A 12820-nucleotide genomic window follows, 5' to 3' on the forward strand; every position below is an offset into this window, starting at 1 on the left:
CAGGGTTCGCGATGTGCGTGCCGGCGGTCAAGGTGCTCTCCAGACATCTAACCTAAAAAGCACGATCGCTCGAAAACGGTTGGATTCGTTTTGTGAGTGGACGCGGAGACTGCAGTCAACCTGAGTTCGTCTTCGGGTTAGTGCTTCACTTCCCAGCCAGCGGTGGTCAGGGGCATGACGACCGAGGACGTACAACACGTCGACCCGCATACGCTCGAGTTGCCTCGCGATGCGGAGTTTTTCTTCTTTTGTCATCGACGCACCCGGCGACTGCTCTCCATCCCGCAAGGATCGAGGCGGGCTTCGCAGCGAGTTCTGATGGCGATTTCGAGGCAGTGCGCGCAATCGTAAGCGAAGTGAAAGATAGCATAATCTGTTCTCTCGCACGCGCGAACGCGCGTGACATTTCACGTGCGGCCGAAGCGCTGCGGCCAGCCAAACGTTTTCGCATCCATACCTTTCTCGCGACATCGCCGCTGCATATGGAGAAAAAACTCCGTATGTCGCCCGACCAGGTGTACGAGCAGGCGCGCCGCGCAGTTTCACCGATGACGTCGAGTTCTCGCCGGAAGACGCCAGTCGCTCAGATATGGACTTTCTGTGCCGGGTGCTGGAGGGTGTGATTGCCGAGGGCGCGACTACGATCAACGTACCCGATACCGTTGGCCATGCCATGCCGGAAGGTTATGCGGCACTGATCCGCGAACTACGCGAGCGCATTCCAAATTCAGACCGGGCGGTTTTTTCGGTGCACTGTCACGATGATCTTGGCCTCGCGGTGGCGAACTCACTGGCCGCGGTCAAATCGGGCGGCGCAAGGCAGATCGAGTGCACGCGAACGGGCAGGGAATACGGCGCTCGAGGAAGTCGTCATGGCGGTCAAGACCCGGAGAGATCACTTCGACCTCGACGTGCGCGTCGATGCAAGCCAGATTGTCACGGCTTCACAGTTAGTCTCGGATATTACCGGATTTGCGGTGCAGCCCAACAAGGCGGTAGTCGGCGCTAACGCGTTCGCTCATGCGTCCGGCATCCACCAGGACGGTGTGCTCAAAGCGCGCGATACTTACGAAATCATGCGCGCGGAAGATGTAGGCTGGAGCGCAAACAGGATCGTGCTCGGGAAGCTTTCTGGTCGAACTGCCTTCAAACAGCGCCTGCGTGAGCTTGGTGTCATGATGGATAGCGATGCAGAATTGAATGCAGCGTTCGCGCGCTTCAAGGCTCTCGCCGATCGTGAGGCCATCGTTTCCGATGGCGCGCTGGTTGCCCTGGCACGTCAGGGCGAGGGCGTGAATTGCGGCAGCGCGCATTCATAACGGTCAGCGACCAAGGCTTTCACATCGCAAACCGCCGGACAGCAGGAACCCTGCGACCGCGTTATTTTCGTCATAGCTCGAAGAAACCATGAATACTGAAACGATTGCCCAGTTTGTTATTTCGCCCAGCACGACACCGACCCCACACGATGAGATCACCGCGAGCATTGCCAACCCGGTATTTGGTCGCGTGTTCACCGATCACATGGCGACTGTCCGATGGACAAGTGCCCTTGGTTGGCACGACGCGAAAGTTGAGCCACGTCGGCCGTTTCAGATTGACCCCGCCTGCGCTGTCCTGCACTACGCGCAGGAGATTTTTGAAGGCATGAAAGCCTATCGCGGCGACGACGGCTCGATCTCGCTTTTCAGGCCTTACGAGAATGCCAGGCGGTTTCGCGCGTCGGCAGCGCGCATGTCCATGGCAGAACTCCCCGAAGCACTCTTTGTCGGCGCAGTGGATGCACTCGTGAAGATCGATCGGGACTGGGTTCCTGGCGGCGATGGCAGTTTGTACCTGCGGCCTTTCATGTTTGCAACGGAGAGTTTTCTCGGGGTGCGCGCCGCCAACGAGTATCTGTTCTGTGTTATCGCTTCGCCCGTTGGGCCGTATTTCAAGGCGGGCAAGACGGCGGTCACTGTTTGGGTCTCCGACCAATATACCCGCGCGGCACCAGGTGGAACAGGCGCGGCCAAGTGCGGCGGAAATTATGCCGCCAGCCTGATTGCGCAAACCGAGGCGGCCGCGAAAGGCTGCGACCAGGTCGTGTTCCTCGACGCTGCGGAACACAAATGGATCGAAGAGCTGGGCGGCATGAACGTGTTCTTCGTGATGGACGACGGCTCCCTGCGTACACCTCCGCTCTCGGGCACCATCTTGCCTGGCATTACGCGTGCTTCCATTATTGAGCTGGCCAAACGGGAGGGCATCACAGTTTCCGAAGAGCCTTATGCATTCGTATCGTGGCAAGCCGATGCGATCAGCGGTCGCGTCAAGGAGGCCTTCGCCTGTGGTACGGCAGCGGTCGTGACGGCCATCGGGGACGTTCGTCACGCTGCGGGCGAATTCAGGATCGGTGAGGGTGGCGAAGGACCTGTCACGCAACGAATTCGCACTACGCTCACCGGTATTCAGCGCGGCAAGATTGCAGATCCATTCGGCTGGATCCACAAGGCATCTTAAGCGATTTTCCTGGAATCCGTGTGCAGGCATACAAACCATCACTCGCCGGTTGACGCATTTGCCGACGACAGGACCCATCCAATCCACCTAACACCGACGATCGATCGCGCGAGCACAAACCGCCGGGTCGCAATTGTCGTCTCGCCGCGCTGAGCCGGTGCGGAGTTACTCGACGCGGCAATTGCATCGCGTGAACTTGCGATAGAGCTGAAGCGCTAGCCCGCCGGCCACAACGATCAATGCGCGACCGACACTCGAGTCGACACTCGTCATGACCTCGGTGAGATAGATCGCGGCTCCTGCTACCAGGGGATGAGAGAGCCCCTTGTCACGAAATTCATCCATTTGAATTCTCCAACGTATAGACCACGGTCGGACAACCCGCGCAACGCCTTCCCACTTGATGTCGAAGGCGACTTTGTCGCTGATTCGCTGAAATGTTTCGCATACCTGATTTCGTCTTTCCATGATCGACCGATCGTCCTGTCTGGCTGGTGCACTGTTCCTTTTCCTCTTCCCGAGAACGTAAGCGAATCATATTGATCGTGCGACTGCAATTCAATTACCTCACGGGTAATCGAGGCGCTTCGATGAGGCGGGCGCGCGATACGGTTTTTTTCAGTCAGCCACGATTGCACGAAACGAGGAGTGTGTAGGGAAACGAAGCTGCCGTGGGTGCGCTCACGTCCTTCATGACTGGCCTCTGCCCTTCAACGATCGCCGCTGCAGGATCGCGAAAGAGACCGCGACTCGAACTGCGCGCGTTTTGATGCCGAACTCCCTGGAAAACCATATATGATTAAGAGTGCGAATAAAACGTTTGGTGACCTGGGTGTAAGTATAGGGTGCGCGCCTGCGATTCGCACGCAGTCTTCAACCAACGTGCCAGGAGCCTGCGCAGCTGGTTGGGCGGTCGATACCCTGGTTTAGAGGAACCGGATCGAAGACCCTTTCCCGACGGGGGAAAGGGCTTGAACGAGGCATTCTGCGGCGGCGGGTTTGGGTGGGGCTCCCGCCGCTCAAACTCGCTTCACGCCTTCCACGCGTAGGGCTGGAACATTTCTTCGAGCGGCGGCTGGGTGACGCTCGCGGTGTAGTTCGTGATCGTCGAGGCGGCGACCACGAGGATGACGTCGAGCACGAGTGCCTGATCGAAGCCAGCTTCGGTGAACGCAGCGATGTCGTGATCGTCGACGTGGCCGCGCTTTTCGATCAGCGTGCGTGCCAGACGCGAGAGCGCCGCGAGTTTCGGGTCCTGCGGAAGGCGGCGTTCGCCGATCGCCTGCACGTCGGCCTCGCTCAGGCCTTCCTTGAGACTGAGGCATGAGTGGAATGCGACCGGCCAGGTGGCGCCATTGGTCACCGCATTGGTGAGCAGCAGCGTCTGGACGTGTGCTTCGGAAAAGTTGCCGCCATGCGCCTGCTGAAACAGGCCGACGAGGCCATTGATCAGCTTCGGCGAGCCGGCAATTGCGCCAGCGATATTTGGCACCATGCCGAAGGCCTGGGCAAGCCCGTTCAGCGCGGGCTTCGATTGTTCAGGTGCGGATTCGAGCGTATAGATGGGGAAGTGAGCCACGGTATTTCCTTGAAAGTCGAAGGTATCGCTGATGTCGATCAGGCGACAAGCACAGATTAGTGAGAGAAACGAGCCTCGCCAATTACATCGCTGGTAATCAGCGAAGCGAATCAGTCACGGGACGCGTGCCTCGCACCTCTCGCCAACCGCGGAGCAATCCACCCCTCATGGTCTTTCCGTATGTACGAGAACAAACGGTCTGTTGCGATCGATGTGCAATCGCGCTCGACCGGACAGCGGAAATGATCGATTCGCGACGATTTCGAGCAATTACGTCGCAGGTAATCTTCCCTGCGGTACGCCTGCTGGCGCACGGCCGCTCGTTTGTGCGACGAGAAGCTATATTGAGCAGTGACGACATTCACGTATGAGCACGCCGGGTGTCCGTCCTGGCGTTGCGCACGCTGTTGGGCTCGCGCGAGAACATTCGTCGCGAGGTGCCGTTCGTAAGTCGACACTGGGGGGAGCATGGGAAGTCGCCTTGGAGGACAAGTCGTTTGTGTCACTCTGGCATTTGCCATCGCGGGCGGCGTGCCCCGTGCCAGCGCACAAACAAGCGTAAGTCCAGCTGTCGACACGTCCGCGCAAATGGCGGCGGTTGCGACGTCCGCGCCGCGACGGAGGTCCGATGCCATGCTGGCTGGCGACGTCCGTCGGGCCCTCGTGCGCAATCCTGGGGTGAACTCCATGAATATTCACGTACAGGTGCGCGGTGGCACCGTTACGCTGACTGGGTGGGTACCACAGCGCTCGCAGATCGAGCGGGCCAGTATCGCGGCAAGATCAGTTCGCGGCGTCAGAGCGGTTTCGAATCGTTTAACGGTACGAACGGGGCACGGCGGCGGTCGTTGAGCCGCACCGATTGGGACGGCACACCCATACCAGACCAGCGCGAAAGACTGCTCACCATTTTCGGAACGACAGTGCAGAGGGCCGACCGCTACGTGTAGGCCGCGTTACCCCGCCGCCTTGCCCCCAAGATCGACCGTATCGACAAAATCCTCCGTCACACGAGGCAGCGTCCGTCCACGTTTCTTGACAAGCGCAATCGGGCGCACGAATGCCGGATCATCGATCGGCCGCATAACGAGACCTCGCTCCGCGTGCACTTCGCGCGCGGACTCCGGAAGGACCGAGATCCCGAGGCCGCCGCGCACCATCGCAACGGCGGTCATCATGTACATCGGCTCGCACGCGATATCGGGCGTGCAACGGGCGTTCGCCAGCGCGGCGTCTACGACAGCGCGCACACTCGTTCCCGGCGCGGTCAGCACGAGCGGCATCGAAGCGAAGTCGTCGACCGTCACCTTGCGCTTGCGGGCTAGCGGGTGGGTCTTCGGGCACACGATCACCAGCCGGTCTTCGCCCGTCTGCAGGACATCGAGCGTCGCATCGACGCTGTGCCCGCCCGTCAGACCGATATCCACCTCTTCATTGCGCACGAGCGCGTTGACAGCGCTCGCGACGACATCGCGAACCTGAAACCGCGCCTGTGGCACGCGCTGGCGAAACGCCCGGATCAACTCGGGCAGCGCGCTGGCGGCGAAGGTCGGCAGGCACGCGAGTCGCACCGTGCCGCTCGACCCGTCGCCGAGCGCGCGCGCATCTCTAAGAGCCTGCTCCATATCGCTTAGCGATCGCGTCAGGATAGGCAGCAATTCGCGGCCCGTCTGGGTCAGCGCAACGCTGCGGCTGTTGCGATCGAACAAACGCGCACCCACCGTTTCCTCGAGGCGTCGAATCTGCACGGTCAGCGCGGGCTGCGACAAATGCAGCCGCGCCGCCGCGCGCGTGAAGTTGCCCGCGTGCGCCACGGTCACGAAAGCACGAATGTCGCGTAGATTGAGATCCATAACGAACTATGATTGCTACGATCAATTCATTTCAATTGCGTTATTGAAGCGCCGAACTTACGCTGGTCCGCACTAAAAGACAAGACTGGAGACACAACATGCTGCCTTTGCTGGGGCTCGTGACGATCGTGGTGCTGCTGGCCGCGATTCTTTCAAAACGTATGTCGCCGCTCGTCGCGCTCATCATCGTGCCGATCGTCGCGTCCCTGATCGGCGGATTCGGCTTTCAGACGAGCAAGTTCGTCATCGACGGATTGAAAGGCCTCGCGCCCGTCGTCGGCATGTTCGTGTTCGCGATTCTCTATTTCGGCACGATCACGGATGCGGGCACGCTCGATCCGATCATCGACCGCATCCTGCGCACGGTCGGCACCAAGCCGACGCGCATCGTGGTGGGCACGACGCTGCTCGCGCTGCTCATTCACCTCGACGGCTCGGGCGCGGTCTGCTTTCTCGTCACCATCCCGGCCATGCTGCCGCTATACGAGCGCCTGAACATGGACAAGCGCGTGCTCGCGGCGGCCGTTTCGATGGCGGCCGGCATCAACTTCCTGCCGTGGACGGGGCCGATGATCCGCGCATCGGCGTCGCTGCATCTGCCGATTTCTGCGCTTTTCAATCCGTTGATTCCGGTCCAGGCGATCGGCCTCGTGTTCGTGTTCAGCATGGCCTGGTGGCTCGGCCGGCGCGAGGAAAAGCGCCTCGGCTATTCTTCCGCCAGCGGCACAGTTCCGCTACCCAAACGCGAGCTCACACCCGAGGAACAGGCGCTGCGCCGCCCGAAGCACTTCTGGTTCAACATCGTGCTGACGATCGTCGTGCTCGGCACGATGGTCGTGATGGGCGAGAAAATTCCGCCCGCGATCATGTTCATGGTGGGCTTGTGCATCGCGCTGATGGTGAATTACCCGAACGTCGACATGCAGCGCAAGCGCATCGACGCCCACGCGCGCGCCGCGCTGATGATGGCGGGTATTCTGCTCGCAGCGGGCGTGTTCACCGGCATCATGCAGGGCAGCGGCATGCTCAAGGCGATGGCGCAGGCCGCGGTCGGTTTCGTGCCACCTGCGTTTGCGGGGCACATTCCGGTCGTGCTCGGCGTGCTGTCGATGCCGCTCTCGATGCTCTTCGACCCCGATTCGTTTTATTTCGGCGTGCTGCCGGTGATCGCCGAAGTGGCGTCGCAGCTTGGCGTGCCGGCGGTGCACATCGGGCAGGCCGCGCTGCTCGGCCAGATGACCACCGGTTTTCCCGTGAGCCCGCTCACGCCCGCGACGTTTCTCGTCGTCGGCCTGTGTGGAATCGATCTCGCGGATCATCAGAAGTTCACGTTTCCGCTGCTGTTCGGCGCGTCGATCGTCATGACGATCGCGTGCGTCGTGCTGGGCGTGTTTCCGCTGTAAAGAGGAGTGGCAGAAGTCATGAACCGGACCGAATCACCAAGGCGCGTACGGATAGGAGCGGGTGCAGGCTACTCGGGCGACCGCATCGAGCCCGCTGTCGAACTCGCCGAGCACGGCGCGCTGGACTACCTCGTATTCGAATGCCTCGCGGAACGCACGGTCGCGATCGCCCAACAGGCGCGCCGTCACGATGCCGCACTCGGCTACGATCCGCTGCTCGAAGCCCGCATGCGCGCCGTACTGCCGGTCGCCGTGCGCAACCGCGTACGGATCATTTCGAACATGGGCGCGGCCAATGCACGGGCGGCGGCGATCAAGACGGCGCGGATTGCGCAGGAACTTGGACTCAGCGGACTGAAGATTGCCGCCGTCACCGGTGACGATGTGCTCGATGTCGTCCTGCGTTCCCACCTGCGCTTCGAAGAGTCCGGCGACGATGTCAGCGCCTACACGGACCGCATCGTTTCGGCAAATGCGTATCTCGGCGCAGCGCCGATTGTCGAGGCGCTCGCGGCGGGAGCGGATATCGTGCTCACGGGTCGCGTCGCGGACCCGTCGTTGTTCGCCGCGCCGCTCATTCACGAGTTCGGCTGGCGCATGGACGACTGGAATACGCTCGGGCAGGCGACCGTCGTCGGTCATTTGCTCGAATGCGCGGGACAGGTGACAGGCGGCTATTTCGCCGATCCTGGTTTCAAGGACGTGCCGGATCTCGCGCGGCTAGGCTTTCCGATCGGCGAAGTCGGCGCCGATGGCAGCGTCGTCGTGACGAAGGTGCCGCATGCGGGCGGTCGCGTGACCGAGGCGACATGCAAGGAACAATTGCTCTACGAGATTCACGATCCGCAACGCTACTTTCAGCCCGATGTCGTCGCTGACTTCAGCGGGGTGAGTGTCGTAGAAGAGGCGCAAGACCGCGTGCGCGTGATGGGCGGGCGCGGCAGTACACGCACGGGAACACTGAAGGTATCGGTCGCGTATGTCGATGGCTATATCGGAGAGGGGCAGATTTCCTACGGCGGACCGGGCGCGGTTGAACGTGCGCGACTTGCGCTCGACATCGTGCGGGAGCGCCTCGCGACCACGGGCGTCGACACGAGCGAACTGCGTTTTGACCTGATCGGCGTGAATGCGCTCTATGGCGACGCCCTCGCGGCACGTCACGACGCGCCGTACGAAGTACGCGTTCGCGTGGCAGGGCGCGCGGCGAACGCAAAGGAAGCGGCGCGCATCGGCAACGAGGTCGAGACGCTCTACACCAACGGGCCCGCGGGGGGCGGGGGCGTCACGAAATCGACTCGTGAGGTGCTCGCCGTGCAGTCTGTCTTGCTGCCACGCGAACAGGTAAATCCGGCATTCCAGGTTGTCGAGGCAAGCGATGAAACTGCGTGAACTGGCCCATGGCCGCACTGGCGACAAAGGCAATACGCTGAACATCTCGGTGATTTGCTACGACGCGAAGCACTACGCCCATCTGCGCAACGTCTTGATGCCGGAGCGCGTCAAGGCGCATCTCGCCGACGTCGTCAAAGGCGAGGTCGTGCGCTACGAACTGCCGCTTCTCGGTGCGTTCAATTTCGTGCTCGGCAACGCGCTGGGTGGGGGCGTGACGCGTTCGCTGGCGCTGGATGCGCACGGCAAGTCGATGAGCATGGCGCTCCTCGATCTCGAAATAGACGACCTTCCTGAATGACCGCATGACGGCGCGCTTTCCGAAAGGCGCCGTGTGACACCCGGGGTTAGCTTTAAGGGTTCTCCCCAATGCAGACCCATGTCCCAAATTTGTATGATGACCCTATGACATGGCAAATCTGCTGATATGTTCGAGAAGATTCCCAACCGGGCGCTGAGCGACACGGTCGCGCAACAGCTGCTCGCCCAGATCGACAAAGGCACGTTCGCGCGCGGCGGCAAGCTGCCGACGGAAGCCGTGCTCGCCCAGCAGTTCGGCGTCAGCCGCACGGTAATCCGCGAGGCCATTTCGCGTCTGAAAAACGAAGGCGTGGTCGAGCCGCGTCAGGGCAGCGGCGTGTACGTGGCCGCGCATGGCGCGATCCGGCCGCTGCGCATCGACTACGCGGAAGCGATGGAAGGCGGCTCGGTGCTGCAGATCCTCGCGGTGCGCCGCGCGATCGAAGCCGAAGTCGCGGCGGAAGCCGCCATGCGCCGCACCGACGCCGACATGATGGCGATCGACGCCGCACTCAAGAAGATCGATGAGGCCGTCGCCGAAGGCCGCGACGGCGTTGCCGAAGACGTCGCGTTTCACCGCGCGATCGCCAGCGTGACGGGCAATCCGTACTTTCTGAAGACGCTGACGTTTCTCAATCAATACCTCGAAGCGGGAACGGTCATCACGCGCCGCAACGAGGCGCTGCGCGAGGACTTCTCGCGCCAGGTGCGCGACGAACACGCCGCGATCGCCGCCGCGATCCGCGCAGGCGACCCGATGGCCGCTCGCAATGCCGCGCAAACCCACATGTACAACGCGGCGCGCCGTCTGGCCGAAGCCGGTATCGGCTGAGTTCGCAGATGCATTCGCTCGCGCAATCCGCGGCGCACTGTCTGCGGCCCTGTTCGTAGAGGAAAAGGTATGTCGAGAAATGTCGGAGTGATCGGTCTGGGCGCGATGGGCATGGGTGTCGCGCGTTCGCTGCTGCGCGGCGGTTTCAACGTCCATGCATGCGACGTGCGCCGCGAAGCGCTCGACCAGTTCGTGGCCGCCGGCGGCACGGCTTGCGCGAGTCCCGCCGAGCTTGGCGCGCGGTGCGACGTGGTCGTCACGCTCGTCGTCAATGCCGCGCAAACGGAAACGGTGCTGTTCGGCGAGCAGGGTGCGGTGCATTCGATGAAGCCGGGCGGCGTCGTGATTGCGTGCGCGACGGTTGCGCCCGACTTCGCGATCGACCTCGGCCGCCGTGTGGAAGCGGCCGGCCTGCAACTGCTCGATGCACCCGTATCGGGCGGCGCGGCGCGCGCGGCATCGGGCGAAATGACGATGATGACGTCCGGGCCCGCCGCCGCATATGCCGCGTGCGAGGACGTGCTCGCCGCGATGGCGGGCAAGGTGTACCGGCTGGGCGAGCAGCATGGCGCGGGCTCGAAGGTGAAGATCATCAACCAGTTGCTCGCGGGTGTGCACATCGCCGCCGCCGCCGAGGCGATGGCGCTCGGTCTTCGCGAAGGCGTCGATCCCGATGCGCTCTACGACGTGATTACGCACAGCGCCGGCAACTCGTGGATGTTCGAAAACCGCGTGCCGCACATTCTCAACGGCGACTACACGCCGCTGTCAGCGGTCGACATCTTCGTCAAGGATCTCGGCCTCTTGCTCGATACCGCGCGACGCTCGAAGTTTCCGCTGCCGTTGTCGGCGGCTGCGCATCAGATGTTCATGATGGCCTCGACGGCAGGTCACGGCGGCGAAGACGATTCAGCCGTGATCAAGATTTTCCCGGGCATCGATGTGCCCGCGAAGCGCTGAGCGGGGAAGGGTGCAACAACATGACAAACACGAACGCCTCTGCCGCAAAGCCGCTGCTCGGCTGCATCGCCGACGATTTCACGGGCGCGACCGATCTCGCGAACATGCTGGTGCGCGGCGGGATGCGCACCGTGCAGACGATCGGCGTGCCCGGCGCCGACACGCGCATCGAAGCCGACGCGCTCGTGGTCGCGCTGAAGTCGCGCACGATCGCTGCTGCCGACGCCGTGGCGCAGTCGCTTGCCGCACTCGAATGGCTGCGCGCGCAAGGTTGCCGCCAGTTCTTCTTCAAGTACTGCTCGACCTTCGATTCGACCGATCAAGGCAACATCGGGCCCGTGGCCGACGCGCTGCTCGACGCGCTGTCGACCATCGAAGGCGACGTGCCGTTCACCATCGCCTGTCCCGCGTTTCCGGAAAACGGCCGCACGATCTATCGCGGGCACCTGTTCGTTGGTGACGTGCTGCTGAACGAGTCGGGCATGGAGCATCATCCGCTTACGCCGATGACGGACGCGAACCTCGTGCGCGTGCTGCAACGTCAGACGCGCTCGAAAGTCGGTCTCGTGAGATACGACGCCGTGGCGCGAGGCGCGCAAGCCGTGCGCGCCTCGATCGGCGCGCTGCGGGCCGACGGCGTGCGCATGGCAATCGCCGATGCCGTCTCGGATGCCGATCTCTACACGCTCGGCGAGGCGTGCGCGGCCCTGCCGCTGATCACGGGCGGCTCGGGCGTCGCGCTCGGGTTGCCCGCGAATTTCCGCCGCGCCGGTTTGCTCGCCGATGCCGGCGATGCAGGCGAGTTGCCGCGTATCGACGGCGCGTCGGCGGTGCTGGCGGGCAGTGCGTCGAAGGCGACGAATGCCCAGGTGGCCGCATGGCGCGAAACGCGTCCCGCGTTCCGCATCGACCCGCTCGCGGCGGCGCGCGGCGAGCCCGTCGTCGAGCAAGCGTTGGCCTTCGCGCGCGAGCACATGCGCGCGGCACAGCAACCCGTGCTGATCTACGCGACGGCATCGCCCGACGAGGTGAAGGCGACACAGCGCGAACTCGGTGTGGCGCAAGCCGGCGAACTGGTCGAGCGCACGCTCGCGTCGATTGCGCGCGGGCTGCGCGATTTCGGCGTGCGCAAGTTCGTTGTCGCGGGCGGCGAGACCTCGGGCGCGGTGGTGCAGGCGCTGGGCGTCGACATGCTGCGCATCGGCAAGCAGATCGATCCAGGCGTGCCCGCCACCGCCACGATCGCGGCCGAACCGCTTGCGCTCGCGCTCAAGTCCGGCAACTTCGGCGCAGTCGACTTCTTCGCGAAGGCGCTGCATATGCTCGATGGAGGTGCGAAATGACGGCGGCCATTCACACGAGCAGCGAAGCGAAAGTCCGCGAGGAAATCTGCGTGACGGGCGCGAGCCTCTACGAGCGCGGCTACACCGTCGGCAGCGCGGGCAACATCAGCGCGCGGCTCGACGACGGCTGGCTCATCACGCCGACGGATGCCTGCCTCGGCCGCCTCGATCCCGCGGAGATCGCGAAGGTCGATCTCGACGGCAACGCGGTGTCGGGCGGCGAGCCGTCGAAAACGCTGGCGCTGCATCGCGGCGTCTACGAGCGTAACCGTGAAGCGCGCGGCATCGTGCACACGCATTCGACACACCTTGTCGCGCTGACGCTCGCAGGCGTCTGGAGCGACGCCGACGTGTTGCCGCCCATCACGCCGTACTACGTCATGAAGGTCGGGCACGTTCCGCTGATCCGCTACCGGCGTCCTGGCGATCCGCAAGTCGCGCAACAGATCGCCTCGCTCGCCGATGGCGTGCGCGGCGTGCTGCTCGAGCGGCTCGGGCCGGTCGTGTGGGAGCGTTCCGTTTCGCAGGCTTCGTACGTGATCGAAGAACTGGAAGAGACGGCGCGTTTGTGGCTGATGACGAACCCGCGCCCCGCGCCGCTCGACGACACCGCGCTCGAGGAGTTGCGCACGGTGTTCGGCGCGCGCTGGTAACGC

Annotated in this window: 13 protein-coding genes and 1 pseudogene; 10 read left to right on the plus strand and 4 right to left on the minus strand. The window is 63.1% G+C overall.

The features are described from left to right. Positions 1 to 27 precede the first annotated feature (27 nt). On the minus strand, positions 28 to 309 hold the full coding sequence (locus AB3X99_RS37995; RefSeq protein ID WP_368619949.1) for a hypothetical protein: 282 nt from the start codon (positions 307 to 309) through the stop codon (positions 28 to 30). Between AB3X99_RS37995 and AB3X99_RS38000 the strand changes: the two are divergent. Both AB3X99_RS38000 and AB3X99_RS38005 read left to right on the plus strand, forming a co-directional pair. Next, positions 291 to 1274: pseudogene (locus AB3X99_RS38000) on the plus strand (2-isopropylmalate synthase); the annotation flags it as partial. The gene AB3X99_RS37995 and the pseudogene AB3X99_RS38000 overlap by 19 nt on opposite strands. 133 nt (positions 1275 to 1407) lie before the next feature. Next, the gene (locus tag AB3X99_RS38005; protein ID WP_368619927.1) at positions 1408 to 2502 is read left to right on the plus strand and encodes a branched-chain amino acid aminotransferase; all 1095 of its coding nucleotides are present in this window, start codon (positions 1408 to 1410) and stop codon (positions 2500 to 2502) included. 165 nt (positions 2503 to 2667) lie between these two features. Here AB3X99_RS38005 and AB3X99_RS38010 read toward each other — a convergent pair whose 3' ends face one another. Together AB3X99_RS38010 and AB3X99_RS38015 are read right to left on the minus strand one after the other, a co-directional pair. Next, positions 2668 to 2847, minus strand: a complete 180-nt coding sequence (locus AB3X99_RS38010) for a hypothetical protein (RefSeq protein WP_342947535.1) — start codon at positions 2845 to 2847, stop codon at positions 2668 to 2670. Between the two features lie 685 nt (positions 2848 to 3532). Next, positions 3533 to 4081: a carboxymuconolactone decarboxylase family protein gene (locus AB3X99_RS38015; protein ID WP_368619928.1), complete on the minus strand. Its 549-nt coding sequence runs from the start codon at positions 4079 to 4081 to the stop codon at positions 3533 to 3535. A gap of 633 nt (positions 4082 to 4714) precedes the next feature. Here AB3X99_RS38015 and AB3X99_RS38020 point away from each other — a divergent pair. After that, entirely contained in the window at positions 4715 to 4933 is a 219-nt protein-coding gene (locus AB3X99_RS38020; protein ID WP_368619929.1) for a BON domain-containing protein, read from the plus strand. A gap of 104 nt (positions 4934 to 5037) precedes the next feature. Here AB3X99_RS38020 and AB3X99_RS38025 read toward each other — a convergent pair whose 3' ends face one another. Further along, positions 5038 to 5934 carry a LysR family transcriptional regulator gene (locus AB3X99_RS38025; protein ID WP_069269311.1) on the minus strand — a complete coding sequence of 299 codons (897 nt, stop codon included), beginning with the start codon at positions 5932 to 5934 and terminating at the stop codon, positions 5038 to 5040. A gap of 98 nt (positions 5935 to 6032) precedes the next feature. Here AB3X99_RS38025 and AB3X99_RS38030 point away from each other — a divergent pair, with 98 nt between their 5' ends. From AB3X99_RS38030 to AB3X99_RS38060, 7 genes are all read left to right on the plus strand, one after another. Beyond that, positions 6033 to 7337, plus strand: a complete 1305-nt coding sequence (locus AB3X99_RS38030; RefSeq protein WP_342947532.1) for a citrate:proton symporter — start codon at positions 6033 to 6035, stop codon at positions 7335 to 7337. An 18-nt stretch (positions 7338 to 7355) separates the two neighbouring features. After that, the gene (locus AB3X99_RS38035; protein WP_368619930.1) at positions 7356 to 8729 is read left to right on the plus strand and encodes an acyclic terpene utilization AtuA family protein; all 1374 of its coding nucleotides are present in this window, start codon (positions 7356 to 7358) and stop codon (positions 8727 to 8729) included. Next, positions 8716 to 9030 carry a hypothetical protein gene (locus tag AB3X99_RS38040; protein ID WP_368619931.1) on the plus strand — a complete coding sequence of 105 codons (315 nt, stop codon included), beginning with the start codon at positions 8716 to 8718 and terminating at the stop codon, positions 9028 to 9030. Before AB3X99_RS38035 ends, AB3X99_RS38040 begins: the two co-directional genes overlap by 14 nt. A gap of 126 nt (positions 9031 to 9156) precedes the next feature. Beyond that, entirely contained in the window at positions 9157 to 9861 is a 705-nt protein-coding gene (locus AB3X99_RS38045) for a FadR/GntR family transcriptional regulator (protein ID WP_368619932.1), read from the plus strand. Between the two features lie 69 nt (positions 9862 to 9930). Next, positions 9931 to 10821, plus strand: coding sequence for an L-threonate dehydrogenase (gene ltnD / locus AB3X99_RS38050; protein ID WP_368619933.1), 891 nt, complete (start codon positions 9931 to 9933; stop codon positions 10819 to 10821). Between the two features lie 20 nt (positions 10822 to 10841). Next, complete coding sequence (otnK, locus tag AB3X99_RS38055; protein ID WP_368619934.1) at positions 10842 to 12164, plus strand: 3-oxo-tetronate kinase; 1323 nt, start codon at positions 10842 to 10844, stop codon at positions 12162 to 12164. Beyond that, positions 12161 to 12817, plus strand: a complete 657-nt coding sequence (locus tag AB3X99_RS38060; protein WP_368619935.1) for an aldolase — start codon at positions 12161 to 12163, stop codon at positions 12815 to 12817. The genes otnK and AB3X99_RS38060 overlap by 4 nt, the downstream gene beginning before the upstream one ends. The last annotated feature ends 3 nt before the right edge of the window (positions 12818 to 12820 follow it).

This window comes from Paraburkholderia sp. BR10882 (assembly GCF_040948855.1).
GTDB classification, from domain to species: Bacteria; Pseudomonadota; Gammaproteobacteria; order Burkholderiales; family Burkholderiaceae; genus Paraburkholderia; species Paraburkholderia nodosa_A.

Bases quoted from the DNA above. Each gene is read 5' to 3' on its own strand.
- ltnD (WP_368619933.1), top strand. From the start codon at position 9,931: ATGTCGAGAAATGTCGGAGTGATCGGTCTGGGCGCGATGGGCATGGGT.
- AB3X99_RS38030 (WP_342947532.1), top strand. From the start codon at position 6,033: ATGCTGCCTTTGCTGGGGCTCGTGACGATCGTGGTGCTGCTGGCCGCG.
- AB3X99_RS38025 (WP_069269311.1), bottom strand. From the start codon at position 5,934: ATGGATCTCAATCTACGCGACATTCGTGCTTTCGTGACCGTGGCGCAC.
- AB3X99_RS38060 (WP_368619935.1), top strand. From the start codon at position 12,161: ATGACGGCGGCCATTCACACGAGCAGCGAAGCGAAAGTCCGCGAGGAA.
- AB3X99_RS38010 (WP_342947535.1), bottom strand. From the start codon at position 2,847: ATGGATGAATTTCGTGACAAGGGGCTCTCTCATCCCCTGGTAGCAGGA.
- otnK (WP_368619934.1), top strand. From the start codon at position 10,842: ATGACAAACACGAACGCCTCTGCCGCAAAGCCGCTGCTCGGCTGCATC.
- AB3X99_RS38035 (WP_368619930.1), top strand. From the start codon at position 7,356: ATGAACCGGACCGAATCACCAAGGCGCGTACGGATAGGAGCGGGTGCA.
- AB3X99_RS38005 (WP_368619927.1), top strand. From the start codon at position 1,408: ATGAATACTGAAACGATTGCCCAGTTTGTTATTTCGCCCAGCACGACA.
- AB3X99_RS38045 (WP_368619932.1), top strand. From the start codon at position 9,157: ATGTTCGAGAAGATTCCCAACCGGGCGCTGAGCGACACGGTCGCGCAA.
- AB3X99_RS38020 (WP_368619929.1), top strand. From the start codon at position 4,715: ATGCTGGCTGGCGACGTCCGTCGGGCCCTCGTGCGCAATCCTGGGGTG.
- AB3X99_RS38040 (WP_368619931.1), top strand. From the start codon at position 8,716: ATGAAACTGCGTGAACTGGCCCATGGCCGCACTGGCGACAAAGGCAAT.